At 73.9% G+C, this 23,186-nt stretch carries 19 protein-coding genes and 1 riboswitch; of the genes, 8 read left to right on the forward strand and 11 right to left on the reverse strand.

Going from position 1 to position 23,186, the window contains the following annotated elements; translation table 11 throughout:
• Positions 1 to 108: 108 nt before the first annotated feature.
• From ACWENR_RS14730 to ACWENR_RS14740, 3 genes are all read right to left on the reverse strand, one after another.
• A complete protein-coding gene (locus ACWENR_RS14730) occupies positions 109 to 987 on the reverse strand; it encodes an alpha/beta fold hydrolase (RefSeq protein WP_452277512.1) in 879 nt (292 codons plus the stop codon).
• 3 nt (positions 988 to 990) lie between these two features.
• Positions 991 to 3,681, reverse strand: coding sequence for a LuxR C-terminal-related transcriptional regulator (locus ACWENR_RS14735; protein ID WP_452277513.1), 2,691 nt, complete (start codon positions 3,679 to 3,681; stop codon positions 991 to 993).
• Between the two features lie 149 nt (positions 3,682 to 3,830).
• Positions 3,831 to 5,057, reverse strand: a complete 1,227-nt coding sequence (locus ACWENR_RS14740; protein ID WP_452277514.1) for a chorismate-binding protein — start codon at positions 5,055 to 5,057, stop codon at positions 3,831 to 3,833.
• Positions 5,058 to 5,147: 90 nt separating this feature from the next.
• Between ACWENR_RS14740 and ACWENR_RS14745 the strand changes: the two genes are divergently transcribed.
• Positions 5,148 to 5,348, forward strand: a complete 201-nt coding sequence (locus tag ACWENR_RS14745) for a DUF5999 family protein (protein ID WP_013286363.1) — start codon at positions 5,148 to 5,150, stop codon at positions 5,346 to 5,348.
• A 125-nt stretch (positions 5,349 to 5,473) separates the two neighbouring features.
• Here the strand turns inward: ACWENR_RS14745 and gcvP are convergent, their stop codons facing one another.
• A complete protein-coding gene (gene gcvP, locus ACWENR_RS14750; protein ID WP_452277515.1) occupies positions 5,474 to 8,296 on the reverse strand; it encodes an aminomethyl-transferring glycine dehydrogenase in 2,823 nt (940 codons plus the stop codon).
• Between the two features lie 74 nt (positions 8,297 to 8,370).
• A riboswitch (glycine riboswitch) is annotated at positions 8,371 to 8,470 on the reverse strand.
• Between the two features lie 90 nt (positions 8,471 to 8,560).
• Here gcvP and ACWENR_RS14755 point away from each other — a divergent pair.
• Together ACWENR_RS14755 and ACWENR_RS14760 are read left to right on the forward strand one after the other, a co-directional pair.
• The gene (locus ACWENR_RS14755; protein WP_452277516.1) at positions 8,561 to 8,959 is read left to right on the forward strand and encodes a YybH family protein; all 399 of its coding nucleotides are present in this window, start codon (positions 8,561 to 8,563) and stop codon (positions 8,957 to 8,959) included.
• A gap of 599 nt (positions 8,960 to 9,558) precedes the next feature.
• Positions 9,559 to 12,567 (forward strand): Tn3 family transposase, encoded by a 3,009-nt coding sequence (locus ACWENR_RS14760; protein ID WP_452277517.1) that lies wholly within the window; start codon positions 9,559 to 9,561, stop codon positions 12,565 to 12,567.
• Positions 12,568 to 12,719: 152 nt separating this feature from the next.
• Here ACWENR_RS14760 and ACWENR_RS14765 read toward each other — a convergent pair whose 3' ends face one another.
• Positions 12,720 to 13,307: a hypothetical protein gene (locus tag ACWENR_RS14765; RefSeq protein ID WP_396824357.1), complete on the reverse strand. Its 588-nt coding sequence runs from the start codon at positions 13,305 to 13,307 to the stop codon at positions 12,720 to 12,722.
• A gap of 51 nt (positions 13,308 to 13,358) precedes the next feature.
• Positions 13,359 to 13,958, reverse strand: coding sequence for a hypothetical protein (locus tag ACWENR_RS14770; RefSeq protein WP_452277518.1), 600 nt, complete (start codon positions 13,956 to 13,958; stop codon positions 13,359 to 13,361).
• A 208-nt stretch (positions 13,959 to 14,166) separates the two neighbouring features.
• Between ACWENR_RS14770 and ACWENR_RS14775 the strand changes: the two genes are divergently transcribed.
• Positions 14,167 to 15,114 carry a tyrosine-type recombinase/integrase gene (locus tag ACWENR_RS14775; RefSeq protein ID WP_452277519.1) on the forward strand — a complete coding sequence of 316 codons (948 nt, stop codon included), beginning with the start codon at positions 14,167 to 14,169 and terminating at the stop codon, positions 15,112 to 15,114.
• Positions 15,115 to 15,240: 126 nt separating this feature from the next.
• Here ACWENR_RS14775 and ACWENR_RS14780 read toward each other — a convergent pair whose 3' ends face one another.
• Complete coding sequence (locus ACWENR_RS14780) at positions 15,241 to 15,669, reverse strand: hypothetical protein (protein ID WP_452277520.1); 429 nt, start codon at positions 15,667 to 15,669, stop codon at positions 15,241 to 15,243.
• A gap of 143 nt (positions 15,670 to 15,812) precedes the next feature.
• On the opposite strand from ACWENR_RS14780, the gene ACWENR_RS14785 reads away from it, so the two are divergent.
• Both ACWENR_RS14785 and ACWENR_RS14790 read left to right on the forward strand, forming a co-directional pair.
• A complete protein-coding gene (locus ACWENR_RS14785) occupies positions 15,813 to 16,988 on the forward strand; it encodes a sensor histidine kinase (RefSeq protein WP_452277521.1) in 1,176 nt (391 codons plus the stop codon).
• Positions 16,985 to 17,653 (forward strand): response regulator, encoded by a 669-nt coding sequence (locus ACWENR_RS14790; protein WP_452277522.1) that lies wholly within the window; start codon positions 16,985 to 16,987, stop codon positions 17,651 to 17,653. Before ACWENR_RS14785 ends, ACWENR_RS14790 begins: the two co-directional genes overlap by 4 nt.
• A 190-nt stretch (positions 17,654 to 17,843) precedes the next feature.
• On the opposite strand, the gene ACWENR_RS14795 is transcribed toward ACWENR_RS14790, so the two are convergent.
• On the reverse strand, positions 17,844 to 18,725 hold the full coding sequence (locus ACWENR_RS14795) for an NAD-dependent protein deacetylase (protein ID WP_452277523.1): 882 nt from the start codon (positions 18,723 to 18,725) through the stop codon (positions 17,844 to 17,846).
• Positions 18,726 to 18,811: 86 nt separating this feature from the next.
• Here ACWENR_RS14795 and ACWENR_RS14800 point away from each other — a divergent pair, with 86 nt between their 5' ends.
• Positions 18,812 to 19,471 (forward strand): SDR family oxidoreductase, encoded by a 660-nt coding sequence (locus ACWENR_RS14800; RefSeq protein ID WP_452277524.1) that lies wholly within the window; start codon positions 18,812 to 18,814, stop codon positions 19,469 to 19,471.
• A 73-nt stretch (positions 19,472 to 19,544) separates the two neighbouring features.
• On the forward strand, positions 19,545 to 20,255 hold the full coding sequence (locus tag ACWENR_RS14805; protein WP_452277525.1) for an SDR family oxidoreductase: 711 nt from the start codon (positions 19,545 to 19,547) through the stop codon (positions 20,253 to 20,255).
• A gap of 58 nt (positions 20,256 to 20,313) precedes the next feature.
• On the opposite strand, the gene ACWENR_RS14810 is transcribed toward ACWENR_RS14805, so the two are convergent.
• The 3 genes from ACWENR_RS14810 to ACWENR_RS14820 form a co-directional block, all read right to left on the reverse strand.
• Positions 20,314 to 20,994 (reverse strand): DivIVA domain-containing protein, encoded by a 681-nt coding sequence (locus ACWENR_RS14810; protein WP_452277526.1) that lies wholly within the window; start codon positions 20,992 to 20,994, stop codon positions 20,314 to 20,316.
• A 152-nt stretch (positions 20,995 to 21,146) separates the two neighbouring features.
• Positions 21,147 to 22,325, reverse strand: coding sequence for a globin domain-containing protein (locus tag ACWENR_RS14815; protein WP_452277527.1), 1,179 nt, complete (start codon positions 22,323 to 22,325; stop codon positions 21,147 to 21,149).
• A gap of 2 nt (positions 22,326 to 22,327) precedes the next feature.
• The gene (locus ACWENR_RS14820; RefSeq protein ID WP_452277528.1) at positions 22,328 to 22,726 is read right to left on the reverse strand and encodes a group I truncated hemoglobin; all 399 of its coding nucleotides are present in this window, start codon (positions 22,724 to 22,726) and stop codon (positions 22,328 to 22,330) included.
• Between the last annotated feature and the right edge of the window lie 460 nt (positions 22,727 to 23,186).

The following is a 23,186-nucleotide window of genomic DNA, read 5'->3' on the forward strand; positions in this document are numbered from 1 at the left end:
TCCGGCCACCACCTATATATCCACTTTTGTCTTAACACTTTTTCCCCCCCCCCCGCTTTTCCTTTCGGGCGGCGGGCGCATGCAGGGCGCCCGCCGCCCGGACAGCGCTCACCCGGCCGTGTGCGCGAGGACGGCGCCGGCCAGTTCCTCGTGCACCTCGGGCGGCAGCGTGTGGCCCATGCCCGCCACGATCATCAGCCGTGCCCCCGGGATCTGCTCGGCGATGAGCGCGCTGTGGCCCGGCTTGACCGGCTCGTGGCTGCCCTCGACGACCAGCGTCGGCGCCTTCACCTGGTGCAGCACGCCGACCGGCTCGAAGTCCGGCCGGGCCCCCGCGGCCAGCCGGTGGTTGGTCGCCGCCGACAGGTCACGCGCCCGGTCGTAGATCCGTTCCTGCAGCCGGCGCGCCGCGTCCTCGTCGAACGGCAGCCCCGTCCCGTGCAGCAGGCGCTGCTCGGCGATCATGCCCTCGATCCGGGCGCGCCGGTCCTCGGGCGGCGGGGCGGCCATCAGCGCGCGGTAGAAGTCCACGAACTCCGGCGCGGGCTCGGGCAGGCTCCCCTCGGGCTGCGGCTGCCCCAGCAGGGCCCGCATGATCACCTGACCCTCGCCGCCGCCGAGCGGCGAGGAGCCGATGACGGTCAGCGACCGTACGCGCTCCGGCCGCTCCACCGCGACGTACTGGCCGAGCAGGCCGCCGGCCGAGTGGCAGACCAGGTGCGCGCTGTCGAGGCCGTGGGCGTCCATCACCCGGTACACGTCGTTCTTGATGTCGTCCCACGTGTACGGCTGCGCCGCGAAGTCCACCGTGTCCGACATGCCGGTGTCGCGGTGGTCGTACCGGATGACCCGGCGACCGCCGGCGACGAGGCGCCCGACGAACTCGTCGGGCCACAGGACGCCCTGCGACATCGAACCCATGATCAACAGGATCGGCGCGTCCGTGGTGGCGCCGAACTCTTCGCTCCAGATGTTCATCTCATGCATGTGTCACAGCATGTCCTGCCCCGCTACCGGTGCCTTCCGTAGAACTACCAGCCGCGCCAGTTCCGTACGGGAGCCGATGCCCAGCTTCGGATAGATCTTGTACAGGTGGTACTCGACCGTGCGCGGGCTCAGGAAGAGCCGCGCGGCGATCTGCTTGCTGGACAGGCCGTCGGCGACCAGGCCGGCGATGCGCAGCTCCTGCGGGGTCAGCGCGTCCAGCACGGCCGAGGGTGGGGCCTGCCCGCTCTCGCCCGCCGCGCGCAGCTCGTCCTGCGCGCGCCTCGCCCATGGCCGCGCGCCCGCCCGCTCGAACGTCTCCCACGCCATCCGCAGGTGCGTCCGCGCCTCGCCCGGCCGCTGCGCGCGGCGCAGCCGCTCACCGAGCAGCAGCGCCGTCCTGGCCGCCTCGAACGGGTTGGTGTGCAGCCGCAACGCCTCGCCGAAGGCGTCCTCGGACGACTCGGCCAGCCCTCGGCAGCGGGCCAGCAGGGCACGCGACTCGGGCGTCTCGGCGTGCGCCGACCACCGCGCGTACGCCGCCAGCACCGCCCGCGCAGCCGCGTCGTCGCCCGCCCCCACGGCGGCCTCCACCCGGTCCGGCGCCGTCCGCCACACCACGGTGGGATGCCCGGCGCCCGGTCCCGCCGCGGCGAGGGCCGTGAACCGGTCGTGCGCCGACGCGTGGCGCCCCAGGCACAGGTCGAGCAGCGCCAGCGCGTACGCGGCGACCCCCGCCCGCAGACCCACCCGGTGCGGTACGGCGATGGCCAGCGCCTCGCGGGCGCGCCGTTCGCAGGTCTCCTCCTCGCCCCGCAACGCCGCCAGCACCGCCAGGTTGGCCAGGTGCGCGGCCACCGTGTTCTCGTAGCCGGCCTCGCGGGCCAGTTCCAGGCCCTCCTCGGAGACGGCCTGGCTGTTCGCCAGCTGCCCGGCGAGGCGCTCGGCGGTCGCCACGAACTCCAGGACGACCGGCAGTTGCCCGGTCATCCCCGACACCCTGGCCACCCGTCCGGCCCGGTCGACCATCTCGGTCGCCAGGTCCGCCTCGCCCAGCTGGCTGGCAGCGGCCGCCGCCCACAGGTACTGCGCCGCCTCCCCGAGCTCGTCGACCCGGGTCAACGCCCGCCGCAGCAGGCCGGGCCCGACGGCGTCGCCGGCCAGCGTCAGGCCGATCCCGGCCACCGCGTCGCGCAGGAACCCCTCGGGATGCGCCGCCGCCCTGCGTCCGAGCGCCACGATGGCGGCCGTGTCGCCGACGTACGAGGCGGCCTCCGCGGCGTCGGCCAGCATCTCCAGGCTGTCGCCCGCCGTCAGGATCCGCACGGCCTCGGCGGCGTTGCCGGAGTTCAGCTCGAAGCGGCCCCGCAGCTGGGCGATCTCCATGGCGAGGCCGGCATCCGCGCCGGCCCGGTCGCGGGCCTCGGCCAGCAGCGACTCCGCCTGCCCGGGGCGGCCGCCGAGCCAGGCCGCGACGGCGGCGTCCTTCAGGCGGGCGGCCCGGGCGGCCGGCTCGGGGGTCAGCTCGGCGGCCCGCGCCAGGGCGGTGGCGGCGGTGCCGTACCCACCGCGGTCGCGGGCCCGCTGCGCGGCGACCACCAGCTCGGCCGCGACCCGTTCGTCCCGGCCCGTGGCGGCTGCGGCCAGGTGCCAGGCGCGCCGGTCGCCCTCGGCGAGCTGCGCGAGCACGGCATGGGCCCGGCGGATCTCGGCGGGGGCGGCCGCCTCGTACACGGCCGACCGGATGAGCGGATGGCGGAAGCGCACCCGCGTGCCCGATACCTCGGCCAGGCCGGAGGCCTCCAGTTCGGCCAGCGCCGAGCGCCCCGTCCAGGCCCCCGCGCCGTCGTCGGACCGCTCGGCGGACAGCCGGTCGGTGGCGCGCAGCACCAGGTCGAGGCCGGCCTCCACGGCGGCGACCAGGGCGAGCAGCCGCGCCGGGGCGGACAACGCCGCCACCTGGTCACCGAACAGCCGGGCGCCGCCGGGCAGCGGGTCGGGCAGCGGCTGGCGCCCGGCGAGCTGCGCGGGCGTCAGGCGGGCGGCGATCTCGCCCAGGGCGAGCGGGTTCGCGCGGGTCAGCGCGACGAGTTCCCGCGCCACAGCGGGCCGCACCCCGCCGCGGGACTCCACCAGCTCGACGGCCGCGGCGGCCGGCAGGCCCGCCACCCGCACCGTCCGGGACACGCCCTTGACCGGGGCGTCGCCGCGTACGGCGAGCAACAGCGCGATCCTCTCCGTGCCCAGCCGTCGGGCGGCGAACAGCAGCGCGTCGGCCGAGGCCCGGTCGACCCACTGGAAGTCGTCGACCACGCAGATCAGCCCGTCCGGCGCGGCGGCCTCGGCCAGCAGCGACAACGTGCCGGCGCCGAGCAGGTAGCGGTCGCCGGCGGCGCCGGCCGCGAGCCCCAGCGTCGCGCGCACCGCGTCGCGTTGGGGTTCGGGCAGCGCGTCGAGGGAGCCGGTCACCGGCCACAGCAGCTGGTGCAGCGCGGCGAACGCGAGGTCGGACTCGGCCTCGACGCCGGTGGCCCGCAGCACGCGCATCGCGCCGCCCCGGGCGGCCGCCGCGTCGAGCAGGGCCGTCTTGCCCACGCCCGCCTCGCCCCGCAGCACCACCGCACCGCCGCAGCCGTCGCGCGCCCGGGTGATCACCTCGTCGAGCTCGCCAATTTCCGCGGTTCTGCCGTAGAGCATGATCACCTACTGTAGGGCGCCCGCGCGCCGCCCCGCGCGCGGGCGCGGGGTGCACCGCGCCCCGGCGTGGCGGTGGCCTCCGCCGTCCGAGGATGATCCGCCCCGGCGGCGGCGGGTGCGGACCCGCCGTCGCTGCGGTGGTGCGGGGGTCAGCGGCCGGCGAGAGCGGCGCGCACGGGGCCGGTCTTCGCGGCGGCCTCGGCGACCTCGGCGTCGGGGTCGCTGCCCCAGGTGATGCCCCCGCCCGCCCAGACGTGCACCCGGTCGGCGTCGGCGGCGGCGGTGCGGATGGTCAACCCGAGGTCGACGCGCCCGGGGGCGACCCAGCCGAGGGCGCCCATGCTCGCGCCCCGCCCGACCGGCTCCAGGGCGGCGATCCGGTCGAGGGCGGCCAGCTTGGGGGCGCCGGTGACGGAGCCGCCCGGGCAGACCGCGCGCAGCAGGTCGGCCAGGCCGAGCCCGTCGGCGGGCGCCGCCGACACCGTCGACTCGGCCTGCCACAGGTCACACCAGCGACGTACGGCGAACAGCTCGTCGACGCGGACGCTGCCGGTACGGGCGACGCGGGCCAGGTCGTTGCGCTCCAGGTCGACGATCATGACGTGTTCGGCGCGTTCCTTGGCCGAGGCGAGCAGTGCGGCGCGGCCGGCGGCGGTGGCCGGCCGGGTGCCCTTGATCGGCCGGGTGATCAGCCGCCCGTCGGCCAGCTCGACCAGGGTCTCCGGGCTCGCGCAGCCGATCGCCCAGCCGGGCCCGGTCAGGGTGCCGCCGTAGCGGGCGCCGGGCAGCGCGGCGAGCCGGGCCAGGGCGGGCAGGGGGTCGCCGGCGTACGGGGCGGCGGCGTGCCCGACGAGGTTGACCTGGTAGACGTCGCCGCGGCCGATGGCGGCGCGGACCGCGGTCACGGCGTCGGCGTGCTGGCGGGGCGTCCAGCTCTCCGCCCAGCCGCCGAGCCGCCAGCCGCCGGGCGCGGCGGTCGGCTGGCCGGCGGCCGGGCCGTGGCCGTAGACGACCACGGCGACCTCCGGCAGGGCGGGGACGGGGTTGGCCGCCCCGGCGGGCCCGCCGACGAGGGCGGCGCCGGCGGCGGCGGAGACATAGAGGGCCGCGCCGCACACGCCGGCGGGATCGTGGCCGGCGGCGGGCCGGGCCAGGTCGTGCAGGGGCAGGCCGTGCGCGGCCAGGAACTCCTGCGCCGCGGCCGCCGGGTCGCCGCCGTCGGCCGGGCGCCACTGCCAGCGGGCCCGTTCGACGAGCGTGCGGCGGCAGTCGGCGGGGGCGGCCGGCACGTCGACCGCTAGCCGTGGGAGCGTTTCCACGCCGTCTGGCCCATTGTGCCTCATCCGTTCAGTGGATTTCCCGAAATCCACGCGCATACCTGCTCGATGCCGGCCACTTTCGCTTGGTACTGTGCGTCACTGGTCGTGTGAACCATGACACAGTGCCCCCACAGTCCGGAGATCCCGATGTGCCAGCACCAACCCACCTGCCCCTCCGCCGACGCGACCGACCGGGAAGCCGCCCGGGTCCTCGCCTGCTTTCCTGAGCAGGGCTGGAGCCTGCTCTGCAACGGTGTGATCGTCTTCGAGGACACCGGCGAGCTGCTGCCCGACGGCAGGACCATCGCCCCCCACCGCGGCCCGGCTCGACACGCCCTCGTCGCCTGACCTGTCACGCTCCGTCACGCACCATTTTGGCGCCGCCCCAGGCTAGTCCCCCGGTCGGGACACCCTCCGCCCAGGTCGGCGCACCCGCCGGGGCGGCGACCCCACCGCCCCGGCGCGACCCGACATCAGCTCTCGAACGCCTCCGGTGACGGGCAGGAACACACCAGGTTCCGGTCGCCGTACGCGCCGTCGATGCGCCGCACCGGCGGCCAGTACTTCCCGGCCCGGTCCACCCCGCCCGGGTACGCCCCCACCGACCGCGGGTACGCGTGCGGCCACTCGTCGCCGGACACCATCGCCGCCGTGTGCGGCGCGTTCGCCAGGGGGTTGTCGCCGGCCGGCCACTCCCCCGCACCCACCTTGTCGATCTCCGCCCGGATGGCGATCAGCGCGTCGCAGAACCGGTCCAGCTCGGCCAGGTCCTCGCTCTCGGTCGGCTCCACCATCAGCGTCCCCGCCACCGGGAACGACATCGTCGGCGCGTGGAAGCCGTAGTCGATCAGCCGCTTCGCCACGTCGTCGACGCTCACCCCGGTCGCCTTCGTCAGCGGCCGCAGGTCCAGGATGCACTCGTGCGCCACCAGGCCCTTGTTGCCGGCGTACAGCACCGGGAAGTGCCCGCGCAGCCGCGCCGCCACGTAGTTCGCCGCCAGCACCGCCACCCCGGTGGCCCGGGTCAGCCCCGCCGCGCCCATCATCCGCAGGTACGCCCACGGGATCGGCAGGATCCCCGCCGACCCGTACGGGGCCGCCGAGATGGCCGGCCGGCCGTCGACGTGCGCGCCCAGCGGGTCGCCCGGCAGGAACGGCGCCAGGTGCGCCCGCACCGCCACCGGACCCACCCCCGGCCCGCCCCCGCCGTGCGGAATGCAGAACGTCTTGTGCAGGTTCAGGTGCGACACGTCCGCCCCGAACTTCCCGGGCTTGGCGAACCCGACGAGGGCGTTGAGGTTCGCCCCGTCGACGTACACCTGACCGCCGGCGTCGTGGACCTTCGCGCACAGCGACGCGATGCCCGTCTCGTACACCCCGTGCGTCGACGGGTACGTCACCATGATCGCCGCGAGGGCGTCCCGGTGCTTGTCGATCTTCGTGTCGAGGTCGACCAGGTCGACGTTGCCGTCGGCGTCGCAGCCGACCACGACGACCCGCATGCCGGCCATCACCGCGCTGGCCGCGTTCGTGCCGTGCGCCGACGACGGGATCAGGCACACGTCCCGGTGCCCCTCGCCCCGGTCGCGGTGGTAGGCCCGGATGGCCAGCAGCCCGGCCAGCTCGCCCTGCGAACCGGCGTTGGGCTGCACGCTGACCGCGTCGTAGCCGGTCACCTCCGCCAGCCACGACTCCAGCTGGGCGATCATCTCCCGGTAGCCGGCGGTCTGCGCCGCCGGCGCGAACGGGTGCACGTGTGCGAACTCCGCCCAGCTCACCGGCTCCATCTCGGTGGTCGCGTTGAGCTTCATCGTGCACGACCCGAGCGGGATCATCCCCCGGTCCAGGGCGTAGTCGAAGTCCGACAGCCGCCGCAGGTAGCGCAGCATCGCCGTCTCCGAGTGGTGGCTGCGGAACACCGGGTGGGTCAGGAAGTCCGACGTGCGGGCCAGCGCCGGCGGCAGCGCCGCGTCCACCGCGCCGGTCGGCGCGTCCACGCCGAACGCCGCCCACACCGCCGCCAGGTGCGCCGCGGTGGTCGTCTCGTCGCAGGCGACGCCCACCCGGTCGGCGTCGACCAGGCGCAGGTTCACGCCCCGCTCGGCCGCGGCGGCGACCACGTCGGCCGCCCGGCCCGGCACCGTCGCGGTGACGGTGTCGAAGAACGCGGCGTCCGCGACGCTCACCCCGCCGGCGCGCAGCCCCGCCGCGAGCCGCGCCGCCATCTCGTGCGTACGCGCCGCGATGGCCCGCAGCCCGTCGGGGCCGTGGTAGACGGCGTACATGCCCGCCATCACCGCGAGGAGCACCTGCGCGGTGCAGATGTTGCTGGTCGCCCTCTCCCGGCGGATGTGCTGCTCGCGGGTCTGCAACGCCAGCCGGTACGCCGGGTTGCCGTCGGCGTCGCGGGACACCCCCACGAGGCGGCCGGGCAGCATCCGCTCCAGCCCCGCCCGCACCGCCAGGTAGCCGGCGTGCGGCCCACCGAAGCCCATCGGCACCCCGAACCGCTGCGTGGTGCCGGCGGCGATGTCGGCGCCGATCTCCCCCGGCGGGCGCAGCAGTGTCAGGGCCAGCAGGTCCGCCGCCACGGTGACCAGGGCTCCGGCGGCGTGCGCGGCCCCGACCAGCGGCGCGTGGTCGCGCACCGCCCCCGACGCCCCCGGGTACTGCAGGTGCAGGCCGAAGAACTCCGCCGGCAGCTCGTCGCGTTCGACGTCGAGCACCCGCACGTCGATGCCGAGCGGCTCGGCCCGGCTGGTGATCACCGCGACGGTCTGCGGCAGCGTGTCGGCGTCGACGACGTACACCGGGCTCTTGCTCTTCGACGCGCGGCGCGCGAGCGTCATCGCCTCCGCCGCGGCAGTGCCCTCGTCGAGCATCGACGCGTTCGCGGTCGCCAGCCCGGTCAGGTCCGTCACCATCGTCTGAAAGTTCAGCAGCGCCTCCAACCGACCCTGGCTGATCTCCGGCTGGTACGGCGTGTACGCCGTGTACCACGCCGGGTTCTCCAGCACGTTGCGGCGGATCACCGCCGGGGTGTGCGTGCCGTGGTAGCCCAACCCGATCATGGACACGGCCACGGTGTTGCGGGCGGCCAGGGCACGCAGCTCGGCCAGGGCGTCGTGCTCGGTGGCCGGCTCCGGCAGGTCCAGCGTGCCGTGCCAGCGGATCACCTCGGGGATCGCGGCGTCCATCAGCTCGTCGATCGAGCCGTAGCCGACGGCGTCCAGCATCCGGCGCTCGTCGGCCGGCTCCGGGCCGATGTGGCGGGCGGCGAACTGCTCTGCGGTCATGGGCGGCGCTCCCCTGGGGCGAGGTCGACAGGTCGGCCTCCCCCTCTGTCGCGCCCGCGCAGCGCTCCACAGTGCCTGCCCACGAGGTCCTTTTGCCTGAGAGGTTCCGGGGAGGATTTGCCCCTTCGGCGCCGCCCGTGATGCCTTCCGGGCGGTCTCTCCCACGTGGGTGGTACCGGCATGGTCAACGCTACCAGCGCCCGGTTGCCCGGCGGATGTCGTACCCCTGGGCGACGATCACCGTGAGCTGTGGAGGTGTGACAGATGCCCGATCCCACGAACCCGCCAGATCCCACGAATCGGGCGGAATCCACGCGCCGCCCGGCGCCCGCGACGAGCCCCGAGGACCTCGGCCGGCTCTTCGTCGCCCGCGCCAACGCCGGCGACGTCGACGGCCTGGTCGCCCTCTACGAGCCCGACGCGGTCCTGGCCACCCCCGCCGGCCCGGCCGTCGGCACGCGGGCCGTCCGGGCCGCGCTCACGGCGCTGCTGGCCGACCGGCCCACCTTCACCCCCGGGCAGCCGCAGCCGACCCTGCGCGCCGGGGACCTGGCGCTGACCTCCACCCGACTCGACGGCGGCGGCGTCACCGTCGAGGTGGCCCGTCGCCGGCCCGACGGCACCTGGCGGTGGGTCATCGACCAGCCCCGCGCCGCCGGCTGACCCGGCCCGCGCCCCCTGACGGCGGGCGTCACCGCCGGGATCGTCGCGGCCTGCCCCCGCGCGTCGCCCCCACCGGGTCCTGCCGCCGGGCTTGAACACGGACAGGATCGTCGCCGTCCAGAGCAGGGCGAGGAACAGCGCCATCGCGCCGACCAGCAGCATCCCGGTCGCGCCGGGTTCGGCCGCGGGGTCCGCCGTGCGCGCCGCCAGCTCGTCGATCCACGGGCTCTCGAAGGTGGCGAGGACGGGAAGGCTGAGCGCGATGACCAGCTTGGCCAGCACCCAGCGGTGCCGCACCAGACCCCAGGGCGTGCCCAACGACACCACCACACCGGTGACGATCGCCAGGAAGACATTCGGGATCGCCAGGGCGACGTTGAACGTGTCCATGAGCAGATAGGCGCCGTGCCGTACCTGCGGCCGGTCCGTGCTCACCCCGACGACGGACAGGGTGAGCATCCCCAGGGACACGCCCAACCAGGCCCGTCCGTAGTTTCCAGACCAAAAACAACGCTAAGAACTGAGGGTTGATCAGGCTCTGATCCGGCCCGTAGCGTGCCGTCCCGTTCGGTGACGGTCGATGCTCGGGTGGTGGGGTTGTGGCGACTCAGGACGTGTTCTCGGCGGAGGACTTGGCGCGGCTTCGGGGGTTTCCGGAGATCAACCGGGCGGAGCTGATCCGGTACTTCACGTTGACCGGTGCGGACGAGGCGTTCGTGCGCCAGTTCCGTACGGGCCGCAACGTGTTGGGTGTGGCGGTGCAGTTGTGCACGCTGCCGTGGCTCGGGTTCGTGCCCGATGACGTCGCGGCGGCACCGGCGGCCGTGGTGGGCCGGTTGTCGCAGCGGCTCGGGATCGCGATGGGTGAGCTGCGCGGGTACGGCGAGCGGGAGCAGACCCGGACGGGGCATCTGCGGGAGGTGGCCGGCTACGCCGGCTGGCGGTCGATGGACACCGCCGAGTGGAAGGACCTCGACGAGTTCCTGTTCGCCCGGGCGATGGAGCACGACTCGCCGAAGCTGCTGTTCCGGCTGGCCTGCGAGTATCTGCTGTCGTCGCGGGTGATCCGGCCGGGGGTGATCCTGCTGCTGCGGCGGGTGGCTGCGGCCAGGGCCCGCGCTCGGGGTGAGACGTGGTCGCGGGTGCGGCACCTGCTCACCGACCAGCGGTGCGCCGAGCTGGACCTGCTACTGGTCCCGGACGCCTATCTCGGCCGGACCCCGCTGGCCTGGCTGGGTGTGGGGCCGACGTCGTCGAGCCCAGCCGCGGTGAAGGCCGAGCTGGAGAAGCTGACCTACCTGCGCCGATTGGACGCGCACACCCTGGATCTGTCGATGCTGCCGGCGGAACGGCGCCGGTTCCTGGCCGGGGTGGGCCGCCGGTTGACGGGGCAGGCGTTGCAGCGGCGCGAGCCGGAGCGCCGGTATCCGATCCTGCTGACCCTGCTGGCGCAGTCGGCGGTCGACGTGCTAGACGAGACGTTGCTGCTGTTCGACCAGGCGATCAGCGGCCGGGAAGCGGCGGCGAAGCAGAAGGTCGCCGAGGCCCTCGCGGAGCGGGCGAAAGGCGGGGAGAACCGGCAGGCGCTGCTGGACGAGATCCTGACCATCGTGCTCGACACCGGGATCGGCGACGAGCAGATCGGCGCGCTCCTGCGCGGTCGGATCGGGATGGACCGGATGCGGGCGGCGTGGGCCGAGCGCCGCGAGCGGCTGCCCCGTGACCACGGCCAGCTCAGCATGTTGGACGCGTCGATGTCGTACCTGCGTCAGTTCGCCCCGGCCGTGCTGGGCGCGGTCCAGTTCGCCGGCGGGCCCGGCACCGAGCAGTTGCTCCAGGCGGTGAGCGTACTGGCCGAGCTGTACGCCACCGGTGCCCGCAAGGTCCCGGCCGGTGCTCCGGTCGGGTTCGTGCCGACGAAGTGGGCCGGCTACCTCGTGGTCGCGGAGCAGGCCGGTGACGTCACCGCGTACCGCCGCTATTGGGAGATCGCCGTGTTGGTCGGCCTTCGGGACGGGCTGCGCTCGGGTGACGTGTTCGTGCCCGGGTCGCGGCGGTACGCCGATCCGGCGTCGTTCCTGCTCACCCCGGCGGCGTGGGCGCCGCAGAAGGTGGAGTTCTGCCACCTGGTCGGTAAACCGGTCGAGGCCCCCGACGCGCTCGCGCAGGCTGACGACGAGCTGCACGCCGCCCTGGCCGATCTGGAGACGCAGTTGGCGAAGGGGAATCCGGGCGAGGTCCGGCTCACCGACGACGGGGAGCTGATCATCCCGCCGCTGACCGCCGAGGACGTGCCCGCCGAGGCCGACGCGCTGCGCGCGGAGTTGGCCGGGATGCTGCCGAGGGTGCCGATCGCGTCGGTGCTGGTGGAGGTCGACGCGCGGACCGGGTTCACTGATCACCTAGTGCACGCGGGCGGGAAGGTGAGCCGGCCGGCGGAGCTGAAACGCAACCTGCTGTACGTGATCATCGCGGAGGCGACGAACATGGGCCTGTCGGCGATGGCCGAGTCCTGCGGCGTGCCGTACGACGTCCTGGCCTGGACCGCCGAGTGGTACTTCCGCCCCGAGACGCTGGAGGCGGCCAACGCCGCGGTGGTGAACTACCACCACCGGCTCCCGCTGACCCAGGCGTTCGGGTCGGGCACCCTGTCGTCGTCGGACGGGCAGCGGTTTCCGGTCAAGGGCAAGTCGATCACCGCCCGGCACCTGTCGCGGTACTTCGCCCGGGGACAGGGTGTCTCCACCTACACCCACGTCTCCGACCAGCACTCGACGTTCGACACGAAGGTCATCGTGGCGACCGCACCGGAGTCGCACTACGTGCTCGACGGGCTGCTGGGCAACGCCACCGACCTGGCCGTGTTCGAGCACGCCACCGACACCCACGGCGCGACCCTGGCCAACTTCGCGCTGTTCGACCTGGTCGGCAAGCAGCTCTCACCGCGCATCCGCGACCTCGGGAAGATCACCCTCTACCGGACCGGCCCGAACGCCGACTTCCTGACCCGCTACCCGCGCGCGGGCGGCCTGCTGACCCGGCGGCTGAACACCGACCTGATCACGAGCACCTGGGACGACCTGCTGCGCGTCGCCGCCTCGGTGCAGGGCGGGCACGCGACCGCCGCGCTGGTCGTCGGGAAGCTGTGCTCGTCGAAGCGGCAGCAGAACGCGCTGACCAGCGCGATCAAGGAGTACGGGGCACTGCGCCGCACCGTCTACGCCGCCCGGTACCTGGCCGACGAGACCTACCGGCGGCGGATATCCCGACAGCTGAACAAGGGCGAGAACCTGCACGCCTTGCGCCGTTCCCTGGCCTACGCCGGCGAGGGAGCGCTACGCCGCCGCCACCACGAGCAGCAGACCGAGCAGATGTGGTGCCTCACCCTGGCCACCAACGCGATCGTCTGCTGGTCCACCGAGTACCACGGCCTCGCCGTCGGCGCGTTACGCCGCGACGACCGCCAGGTCGACGACGAGGTCCTGGCGCACATCTGGCCCACCCACCACGAGAACGTCCACTTCTACGGCACCCACTCGGTCGACATCGACGGCGAACTCGCCCAGCTCGACACCGACGGCTACCGGCCGTTGCGGCTGCCCGGGTAGGAAGTCCTTCACCTGCCTGGTCACGGCGAGTGGATGGGCGCATATGGTGAGCGCGCCGGGTGCTCACCCTGGTGGAGCCATTCGGCGCCACCAGAAAGCGGCAGCCGCGCGGCGGACGACCAGAGCCGTCCGCCGCGGCTGCCGCTTGTCGGTTACCGGTACACCGGCTGGCCCTGCGCCGGTCGGGCCGGTACGACGTCGAGCTGCGAATCGTCCAGCAGTGCGTCGATGGCGGCCTGGTCCGCGCCGATGCCGGCCCAGTGCGGGTCGACGTCGCTGGCCAGGCACCAGCGATGGTCAGCCGGCCAGACGAATGCCGGTGGCGCGATGATGGTGCCGCCACCGAAGTCCGTCTCCCAGTCGTCGATGGCGTCGAGCGGACCGCGGAACAAGGCGTAGCGGCGGTGCGGCAGCTCGACGAGCGGGCCATGGTGCGCCTGCGGCGGCAACGGGGCGTCGGAATACCCCTCCCACAGGCAGAAGTAGCATTCCTGCGGGGTAGAGGTGAACGCGGCGAGCAGGCGCAGCGCACGCCGGGTCTGCTCGATGTCCGACCGGTGATCGTCGGCAACGACGGCGTCGGCCTCGTCCTGTCCCGGCCTGGTCGGGTCGGGGATGAAACGTAGCCGGGCGAACGCCTCGAACCCGGCCGGGCCGAAGGTGAGCAGTTGCTCGGCGGGAGTGCCTGAGCGCACCAGCCAGTCAGCGGCGCTCGTGTCCGTGCAGTGGCTGAACCTCATCGCCGCCTCCTCTGGTTTGCCTGGGCCGCCGGCTGGCCGGCGCGCGGAGGGTTAGTTGACCACGCAGGCCACGTTGGCCTGATTGTACGGCTGTTCGCCGGTGTCGATCTGCCCGTCGACGTCAACGTCGACGTGGTTGCGCCAGGAAATCGTCTGCGATGTCGAGTTGCATGTCGCGCGCGCCACCGTACGGTCGCCGCTGCCGGTGTAGGGCCGCAGCTGCTTGGTCGGGGAACATGCCTTCTGCCGCCAGGTGGCGTCGGTGTACCACTCGTAGAGACAGTTGTAGACGTGGGCCGTGCTGGCGGTGCAGGTGCCCTTCTTCCACCATCCATGACCCGACACGTCGCCGGAGGAGTAGTGCGGGTTGTCGCGGCCGCTTTCCGGCGTGCACCGCAGAGCGGCAGCCTGAGCTGAGGACGTTGCGGCGGCGGCGTCCGTGCCGGGTTGCGGGATCTGGCGGCCCTGAGCGTCCAGGTACACCCCCGCTGCATCTGCCGGGGCCAGGCCCGGCACGGCATCCTCGTACGAGACGTGTGTGCTGCTGGTCGCGGCGCTGGGCGTGGCGCTGGCGGTTGCGGCGGGAAGCACCCCCACCGCGGCCACCAGCGCGATCACCGCCGTGCGCAGCCGGAACGATAACGAGCCCATCGGTCACTCCCTTTGACCGTTGCTTGGACCCGGCCCACGCTACGCAACCAATGCAAGTTGATCGATGAATTTCCGACCTGTGACACAGAATCCCGTATTCTCTGTCATAGGGTCGACGATCCACCCGCCGCCACCTGCCGGACACCGTCATGGCGCAAAGGGTGACTCGGCCACATTCTGTGTCACATCGCCGCAAGGGGCCGCCGAGGTGTCCGTGATCCCGCTGCCGATCGCCCGGCGCCCGGTGGCGCTCGTGGTCGCCGTCGACGCGTTCCTCGACCGGTTCCGCGACGACCCGGGCACCCGGGCCACCTACACCGAGACCCTGCGCCGGCTGCGCGAGACCGCCGGGGATCAGGTGCCGGTCGCCGCGCTCACCCCGGAGATCTACGAGCAGACGATGGCCCGCTGGGACGCGGGGGCCGCGAACACCTGGAACAAGCACCTGTCCGCGCTGACCTCGTTCACCGCCTACTGCCGCCGCCAGGACTGGCTGACCACCGACCCCGGCCGGCGCCTGGAACGCCGCAAGGTCACCCGGACCCGCGACAAGGCCATCCCCCGCGCCCGCCTCGACCGGCTGTTCACCGACGACCGCAACCCGCTGCGCGAGCGGGTGCTCTGGCGGATGCTCTACGAGACCTGCGCCCGCGCCGAAGAGATCCTCGGCCTCGACGTGCCCGACCTCGACATGGAGTTCCGCCGCGCCCTGGTCACCGAGAAAGGCGGCGACCGCGCCTACGTGCACTGGGAAACCCCGACCGCCCGCCTGCTGCCGCGGCTACTGGCCGGGCGCACCGCCGGGCCGGTGTTCCTCGCCGACCGGCGCGCACCCGCTACCGGACGCCGCGCACCAGCCCTGCGCGACATCTGCCCCGACACCGGCCGCGGCAGGCTGTCCTACCCGCGCGCCGAGTACCTGTTCAAACAGGCATCCCAGCTCCACGACCCCCACGGCACCGGATACACCCTCCACCAACTGCGTCACTCCGGGCTGACGCATCTGGCCGCCAAGGGCCGCAGCGCCGCCGAACTCCAGGCCAAGTCCCGCCACCGGCACCTGGCCACCCTCGGCATATACGTCCGACTCGGCGAGGAGACCTCTGCCCGCATCACCGCCGAAAACGACGAGCACCACCGCCGGCACCGGCGCTGATCCCGCATCCCACGTACCGGGATCATGAAAAGCGGCGAAGCGCCTCCCGCGCGACCCGCCACTCTGGGGCCGGCGTCCCTGGTACCGACCTAGATCAACTGCTTAGCGTTGTTTTTGGTCTGGAAACTACGGGCGGGCCAACCAGCCCACACCGATGCCGACGTGCAGCGTCAACCACACCTTGCGCCACACCCGCCCGAGCCGGGGGAAGCGCGGCCGCAGCCCAACGGTGACCAGCGTCGACAGCAGCATGCCCAGCCACGGCAGCTGGTGGGCGAGCAGGAACAGAAACTGTGCGGGGACGAACACCAGATGGAAGACGATCAGGACGCGCCGGACGTGCCCGGCGGCCGCCGCGCGGCGCAGCGCGAACCAACTGCCGAACGACAGCGCCGCCGCCAGCGCGTACCCGAGCGTCGCGGCCGTCTGAAACCGGGGATGGTGACCGTCGCGCCGCAGCGCCACGAAGGTCGCCGCGACGAGCGCGAAGACCCCGAAGGCGAACTGCAGGTTCCTGGGGCTGAGCCAGCGGCCGGGCCGTTCGTGGAGGAGCATGCCGCCAGCGTCGCCGGCGACGCCGTGCCGCCACGTCGGCCGATGCGGGAAACCGCTGCGCACATCGGCGCTGTTTCGCCGGCGCCGGCTACAACTTTCCGCCGACGCGCCCACCCCGGCAGGGCGCCTACCCTGGCGGCACGATGAACGCGTACGACCCACATCCGGCGACGCGCCGGCTCCGGCGGCCCGCGCCCACCGACACGGCCGTGGCGCTGCTCGTCGCGGTGCTCACGGCGACCGGCGCGTTCGGGACCAACGACTTCTTCGGCCCGACCCTGGCCGGCCTCGACGACCGCGTCCCGCCGCCGTGGCTCGGCGTCCCGCTCGCCGCGACGCTGGGGCTGCTGACCGGATGGCGACGAAAACTGCCGGTCACCCTGCTGGCCGCTGCGCTGCTGGCGAACGCTCTCGTGTCGGCCCACGCGGCCGTCGCGGTCGCGCTCTACACGCTGGGCGAACGCCGCCCCGGTGGGCCCAAGGTCGCCGCCGCCACGCTGGCGTCCACCGTACTGGTGGCCGTGCCGATCTGGCGGTTCGCCGGCGCGGACGGCGCCATCCCGATCAGCATGGCGGGATGTGTCGCGCCAGTGCTGCTCGGCCTCTACGTCGGCACCAGGCACGAACTGGTGCACCGCATCCGGGAACGGGCGGAACGCGGCGAGCGCGAGCAGCAGCAGCGCATCGCCCGGGCCCGCAGCGACGAACGGGCGCAGATCGCCCGCGACATGCACGACGTGCTCACCCACCGGGTCTCGTTGATGGTGCTTCAGGCCACCGCGTTGGAGGCCACCCGAGGCAGGGACGCGGTCACCATCGGCCGACAGATCGGCGCGACCGGCCGGGAGGCCCTCGCCGAACTCCGCGCCCTGGTGGAGGTCCTCCGCAACGACGACGACGCGCCGCTCACCCCGCAGCCGGGCCTGGCCGACCTGGACGTCCTCATCGGGGAGTCCCGACGCGTCGGCATCCCCGTCACCCTCGACGTGACGGACCCGGCCGGACAGCGACCTCCACTGCTGGTGGGGCACACCGCCTACCGGTTCGTCCAGGAGGCCCTCACCAACGTGCACAAACACGCGCCCGGAGCATCGACCCGCGTACGCGTCGAGCAGACCCCCAACGCGCTGCGACTGTCGGTCCGCAACGGCCCGGGACGGCCGGTCACCGACGCGCCGCTGCCGGCCGGCGGCCACGGGCTGCTCGGGCTCGCCGAACGGGTGCGGCTCGTCGGCGGCGAGTTCACCGCCGGTCCCACCCGCGACGGCGGCTTCGAGGTGACCGCCGAGGTGCCGACCGGCCGTGGCGGGCAGCGGTGAGCACACCGGCCACCCCGATCCGGACGCTGATCGTCGACGACGAGTGGATGGTGCGCGCGATGCTGCGCACGATCCTGGAGGCGGCGCCCGACGTCACGGTGACGGGCGAGGCCTCCGACGGCGTCGAAGCCGTCGCCGCCGCCCGGACGCTGCGACCCGACGTCGTCCTCATGGACATCCGCATGCCCCGGGGCGACGGGCTGACCGCGACGGAGCGGATGGCGCGCCTGACCCCGCCGCCGCACGTCGTCGTGCTCACCACGTTCGACCTCGACGAATACGTGCACACCGCGCTGCTGCACGGCGCCGTCGGGTTCCTGCTCAAGGACGCCTCGGCCGCCGACATGCTCGGCGCGGTACGCAGCGCGGCGCGCGGCGACGCGATGATCTCACCCCGGGTCACCCGCAGACTGCTGCGGACGCTCACCGGGCCGGCCCCGCAGCGGCGCGGCGACGCCCTCAGACGGCTGGCCGTCCTGACCGACAAGGAACGCGAGGTGCTGGTCGCCGTCGGCGGGGGCCTGTCGAACAGCGAGATCGCCGCCACCCTCTACATGAGCGAGGCGACGGCGAAGACCCACGTCAGCCGGATCCTCGCGAAGCTGGGCCTCGCCAACCGGGTGCAGGCGGCGATCCTCGCCCACCGCGCCGGCCTGCTCGACTGATCCCCGCCGACGTGCCGACAGCCCGCGCCGCCGCACCGTTCGCCGCCGGCCCGCTGTCCGCACCCGCGCACGGCACCCCGCCACCCGGCGGCCCAGGCCGACGCCCGTCCCCGCCAGCGCCCCGGACGACGCCGGCCTCCCCGACCCGCCGTGCCCGCCCCGGCCGCGACCGGACGGTGGGGGCCGCCGGTCACCGCGCCGCCGTCAGCCCCGCCGACACCTGCTCCGCGTCGCCGGCACCGGCGACCCCCACCGTCCGGTCGGCCAGCGCCGGCAGCAACCGACCCAGCGGCGCGTCGACCGTCAGTGCCGCATACCCGTCGCCCCGCGTCGGCCCCTGATTGACGATCACCACCGGTATGCCGAGCTTCGCCGCCCGCAGCACGAAGCGGCGACCCGACATCACCGTCAACGACGACCCCAGCACCAGCAGCAGCCGCGCCCGCTCCACCATGTCGAAACAGCGGGCCACCCGCGGCGCCGGCACGGTCTCACCGAAGTACACCACGTCGGGCTTGAGCATGCCGCCGCGGCACAACGCGCAGTCGACCGTGCGGAACCGGGCCACCGCGTCGTCGGCGAGATCCACGTCGCCGTCCGGGTTCACCGCCGCGACCCGCGCGTCGAACCCCGGATTGGCCTCCCGCAGCCGCCGGTCCAGCTCCTCCCGCGACGTCTGGTTGCCACAGTCCAGGCACACCACCTCGTCGAGGCGGCCGTGCAGCTCCACCACCCGCGGGCTGCCCGCCGCGGTGTGCAGACCGTCGACGTTCTGCGTGATCACCCCGTCGACCAGGCCACCGCGCTGCAGTCTGGCCACCGCCCGGTGCCCGTCGTTCGGCGCCGCCCGCGCGATCACCCGCCACCCCAGGTGGCTGCGCGCCCAGTAGCGCCGCCGCGCCTGCGCGTCCCGCGTGAACACCTGGTACGTCATCGGGGTGTGCCGCCGCGCCGCCCCGCTGGGTCCCCGATAGTCCGGGATGCCCGACTCGGTGGACAGGCCCGCGCCGCTCAACACCACGACACCACCGCCGGCCACCAGGCCGGCCAGCGCGTCGATCGTCTCCGTCACCCGTCCATGCTGCCTCAGCGACCCGGCCCCCGGCGAACACCGGCGACCCCGGACACCGCCGCCCGGCGGCGACTAGGTTGGCAGGTATGCGCGTCGTCATCGCCGGAGGCCACGGCAAGATCGCCCAGCTGACCCACCGGGAACTCGCCGGGCGCGGCGACACCGCCGTCGGTCTCATCCGCAACCCCGACCACGCCGCCGCGCTCACCGCCGCCGGCGCCCACCCCCTCGTCGCCGACCTGGAACACGTCGGCGTCGACGAACTCGCCGGCCACCTCGACGGCGCCGACGCGGTGATCTTCGCCGCCGGCGCCGGTCCCGGCAGCGGCGCCGCCCGCAAGGACACCGTCGACCGGGGCGCCGCCGTGCTGCTCGCCGACGCCGCCGAACGCGCCGGAGTCCGCCGCTACCTGCTGGTCTCCTCCGTCGGCGTGGAGGACGAGCCGCCCGCCGGCACCGACGAGGTGTTCGCCGCCTACCTGCGGGCCAAGAAGGCCGCCGAGGACGACCTCACCCGCCGCGACCTCGACTGGACGGTGCTGCGACCCGGCCGGCTCACCGACGACCCGCCCACGGGGCGGATCACCCTCGCCCGGCACGCGCCCGCCGGCGCGGTCACCCGCACCGACGTCGCCCGCGTGCTGGTGGCCCTGCTCTACGCGCCCCGCACCGCCGGACTGATCCTGGAACTCGTCGGCGGCGAGACCCCGATCGCCGACGCCGTGGCCGCCACGACCGCCCGCTGACCCGCCAACCGCAGCTGGCATCCGCCGTGGTCCGCCACGACCGGCCGACGCCGGGCTGGCACACTTCCCGATCATGAAGGAACCGACGAAGACGACGCCGGTCGCCGTGGTGACCGGCGCCAACCGGGGCATCGGCAAGGCGGTCGCCGACCAGTTGGCCCGTGACGGCTACCGGACGGTCCTCGCCGTCCGCGACCCCGCTCGCGGCCGCGCCGCAGCCCGGGATCTCCCCGCGCAGGCCAGCGTCGAGCAGCTCGACGTCGCCGACGCCGACAGCGTCGCCCGCTTCGCGGGGCGGCTGCGCGACCGGTACGGCCGGGTGGACGTCCTGGTCAACAACGCCGCCGTCAACTACGACACCTGGCAGGACCCGCTCGGCGCCGACCTGGACCTCGTCCGCGACACCCTGGACGTCAACGCCATTGGCGCCTGGCGGGTCAGCCAGGCACTGGCGCCGCTGATGCGCCACCACAGCCCCGGCCGGCGCATCGTCAACGTCTCCAGCGAGAGCGGCTCACTGACCGACATGCACGCCGCCACCCCCGCGTACGCGATGTCGAAGGCCGCCCTCAACGCGCTGACCCGGCTGCTCGCCGCGCAGCTCGCCCCCGACGGCGTCCTCGTCAACTCCGTCTGCCCCGGATGGGTCGCCACCGACATGGGCGGACCCACCGCCCCGCGCACCCCCGCCCAGGGCGCCGCCAGCGTCCTGTGGGCCGTACGGATCCCCGACGACGGCCCCACCGGCGGGTTCTTCCGGGACGGGCAGCCACTGCCCTGGTGACACCGCTGCCCCGGTGCGCGCCCGTGGCCGGCCCGCCTCGTCGCGGGCCGGCCACCGCTCACCGCTGCTGGTGGCGGGGCAGCGCACCCTGCCCGGCGCCCACCCCGACGGCCGACCCCGCACCCGTCAACCGCTCCATCGTCCGGGCCAACTGCTCCGTGCCGTCGTCGAGATGCCGCGCCGCCGCCCGCATGTGCGAGATCATCATCTCGCCGTAGATCCGCAACGCCTCCCGGGCCGCCACCCCGTCGTCGAAGTCCGCCCCGGCCGCCGCACGGTAGTCCCGCACCACCCGCTCCGCCTCCTGCCGCGCCTCCTCCGCCGCCGCCCGCACGTAACTCTCGTACTGCGTCCGGGCGTACTCGGCGACCCGCCGCGCATAGTCGTGCGCCTGGGCGATGATCTGCTCGGCCTCCCGCTGCGCCGCCGACAGCAGATTCACCTCCTTCGCCGCGGGCACCGCCGCCGGCGCGCTCGGCAGCACCCCGTGCCGGTGCAGCTCCAACTGGTTGTTGAGCCGCTCGTTCTCCGCCCGCAGGTTCGCCACCTGCGCCGAGAGCAGATCCAACTCGTCGGCCACCTGCATCCGGAACCGGTCCACGTCGGCGTTGTCGTACCCACGACGGGCGAACGAAGCCGCGCCGAACTCCCACCGGCGCACCCGGTCGGCGGTCATCCGCACCTGCGCGCCGCCGGAGACGTGCCCGCCCTCATACCTGCTGACCTGGTCAGCGCTCACCGGAACCGCCTCTCGTTCGCGACTGCGGGGCTCGCAAGCTCACTCCTCGCGCTCACGGGAACCGCCTTTCGTTCGCGACTGCGGGGCTCGCAAGCTCACTCCTCGCGCTCACCGGAACCGCCTCTCGTTCGCGACTGCGGGGCTCGCAAGCTTCACCTGGGACCTGCCGATTCGTCCGGAGTTGATGCCCGCTCCACCGCCGTCCGCCACGCGGGGCCGTACCAGTGCCGGCCGAGCCCCTCGTGGTGCAGCCGGCCCGCGTGGTGACCGGCCCGCGACAGCGCCGCCACCGAGTGCGACACCACCTCGTCGGAGCCGCACACGTACACGTGCCGGGCCCGCCAGTCACCGTCGGCCAACGCCCGGTCCACCGGATGCGTGACCTCACCCGGCCGGTGCAGGTCGGCACCCACCACGTACGTCACCGTCAACCACGCGAACGACGACGCCAACTTGTCGATCGCGTCGCTGTCGTAGAACTCGGTGCGCGAGCGGGCCCCCACGTACAGGTCGACCGTGCGCCCGGAACCCTCCGCCGCGACCTGCTCGACGAGGGCCTTCACCGGCGCCCAGCCCGTGCCCGACGCCAGCAGCAGCAGATCCGCCGACCCCGCCGACCGCAGGGTCAGCCCGTCACCCACCGGCGCCGCCAGGTGGACCTGGTCGCCGACCGTGCACCCGTACACCAGCCGCGACGACACCGCCCCGCCCGGCGCGGCCCGCACGTGCAACTCCAGCGTACCGTCCCCCCGGGGCGCGTTCGCCGGGGAGTAGTACCGCCACGACCGCACCGCCGGATGCGACACCCCGATCGACTGGCCCGAAGTGAACGGCAGCAGGTACTGCGGCCGCACCGTCACCACCGCCACGTCGAAGCCCCGCCGCTCGTGGCCCACGATCTCGGCCACCCACCACGGCGGATTCACCGCCTCCGCGGCCTGCGCGGCGTCGATCATCACCTGCGACACCAGCCCGTACGCGGCCGCCCAGTCCTGGGCCAGCTCCTCGGTCCACCGGTCGCCGAGGAAGTGCCGCAGCGTCGCCAGCAACGCCCCGCCGACCGCCGGATAATGCTCGGCCCGCACCGCGAACTTGCGGTGATCGGCGCCGAGGTCCGTGAGGAACCCGGCCAGCCGGTCCACCTGGTCCACGTGGGACACGATGTGGCCCAGCGCGGTGACCAGCCGGTCCCGCTGCCCCGCCATGTTCGTGGGGAACATCTGCCGAATGTCGGGGTGGGCCAGGAACAACGTCGAGTAGAAGTAGAGCGGCACCTGGTCGCCGTGCGCGGCGACCAGGGACCAGCTCTGCTTGAGCCGGGCGGCGTCCACGCTCAGGCGTCCGCCCCGTCGCCGCCGACCACCACCTGGTCGCGCACCTGCGCGAGCACGCCCTGCACGTCGGCGACGACGTCGGCGGGGACCCCCAGCTCGGTCAACGTCGTCGTCAGGTGCCCGCCCACCATGGCGTAGTGCTCCGGCGTGATGCGCAGCGGCTGGTGCGCCTCGGCCAGGCCGCGCCCGGCGTACTCGTTGGGCCCGCCGAGCACCACCGTCAGCATCAGCGCCAGGTGCCGACGCTGACCCACCATGTCCACACCGGTGAAGTAGCCGGCGAGTTCCGGATCGGCGAGCACCCGGTCGTAGAACAGCTCGACGGCGGCCTTCACCGAGGCGGCGCCACCGATGCGCTCGTAGTGGGAGGCGGGGGCGGCTTCTTCCGTAACCGTCACGGTCGTTCCTTCCGCTGGAGAGGGGATTCGCGCGGGGTCGGCGCGGAGGGGTGGGCGGCCCCACGGACACGCGTCGTCCACAGTGCAGTGACACCGCGTCAGGGGAACCGCGAGTGGGACCATAGCGCGTCGTGTCGATCCGGTCACCGCCCACCTGTCGGTTTCCCGACGTGCGCGCACACGGAAAGTAGCGGTCGAGCGTCGCCTCTGCCACCGAGTGCCAAGAAATGGACACGCTCCGTGACTCGGCGGTCCGCGGCGGCACCGCCGCCGCCCGATCCGGACGGCGCGGCCGGCCCGCCGCACCCGACGCCGGCGCCGAGCCGCCACTGACCACCACGGACACCCCGCCCCGGCGGCGGCGCGCACCGGGGCGCCGCCGCCGCGCCCACCCGCCCCGCCGGGGGGCGCCGACACCCCACCCCTCGCCACCGACGGACCACCGGACGAGGACGCAGCG

It is taken from the genome of Micromonospora sp. NPDC004336 (assembly GCF_053602615.1).

What these genes read in the sequence shown, in the direction of transcription:
- ACWENR_RS14730 (WP_452277512.1), bottom strand. Translation starts at nt 987, where the DNA reads ATGCATGAGATGAACATCTGGAGCGAAGAGTTCGGCGCCACCACGGAC.
- ACWENR_RS14735 (WP_452277513.1), bottom strand. Translation starts at nt 3,681, where the DNA reads ATGCTCTACGGCAGAACCGCGGAAATTGGCGAGCTCGACGAGGTGATC.
- ACWENR_RS14740 (WP_452277514.1), bottom strand. Translation starts at nt 5,057, where the DNA reads ATGCGCGTGGATTTCGGGAAATCCACTGAACGGATGAGGCACAATGGG.
- ACWENR_RS14745 (WP_013286363.1), top strand. Translation starts at nt 5,148, where the DNA reads ATGTGCCAGCACCAACCCACCTGCCCCTCCGCCGACGCGACCGACCGG.
- gcvP (WP_452277515.1), bottom strand. Translation starts at nt 8,296, where the DNA reads ATGACCGCAGAGCAGTTCGCCGCCCGCCACATCGGCCCGGAGCCGGCC.
- ACWENR_RS14755 (WP_452277516.1), top strand. Translation starts at nt 8,561, where the DNA reads ATGCCCGATCCCACGAACCCGCCAGATCCCACGAATCGGGCGGAATCC.
- ACWENR_RS14765 (WP_396824357.1), bottom strand. Translation starts at nt 13,307, where the DNA reads ATGAGGTTCAGCCACTGCACGGACACGAGCGCCGCTGACTGGCTGGTG.
- ACWENR_RS14770 (WP_452277518.1), bottom strand. Translation starts at nt 13,958, where the DNA reads ATGGGCTCGTTATCGTTCCGGCTGCGCACGGCGGTGATCGCGCTGGTG.
- ACWENR_RS14780 (WP_452277520.1), bottom strand. Translation starts at nt 15,669, where the DNA reads ATGCTCCTCCACGAACGGCCCGGCCGCTGGCTCAGCCCCAGGAACCTG.
- ACWENR_RS14785 (WP_452277521.1), top strand. Translation starts at nt 15,813, where the DNA reads ATGAACGCGTACGACCCACATCCGGCGACGCGCCGGCTCCGGCGGCCC.
- ACWENR_RS14800 (WP_452277524.1), top strand. Translation starts at nt 18,812, where the DNA reads ATGCGCGTCGTCATCGCCGGAGGCCACGGCAAGATCGCCCAGCTGACC.
- ACWENR_RS14805 (WP_452277525.1), top strand. Translation starts at nt 19,545, where the DNA reads ATGAAGGAACCGACGAAGACGACGCCGGTCGCCGTGGTGACCGGCGCC.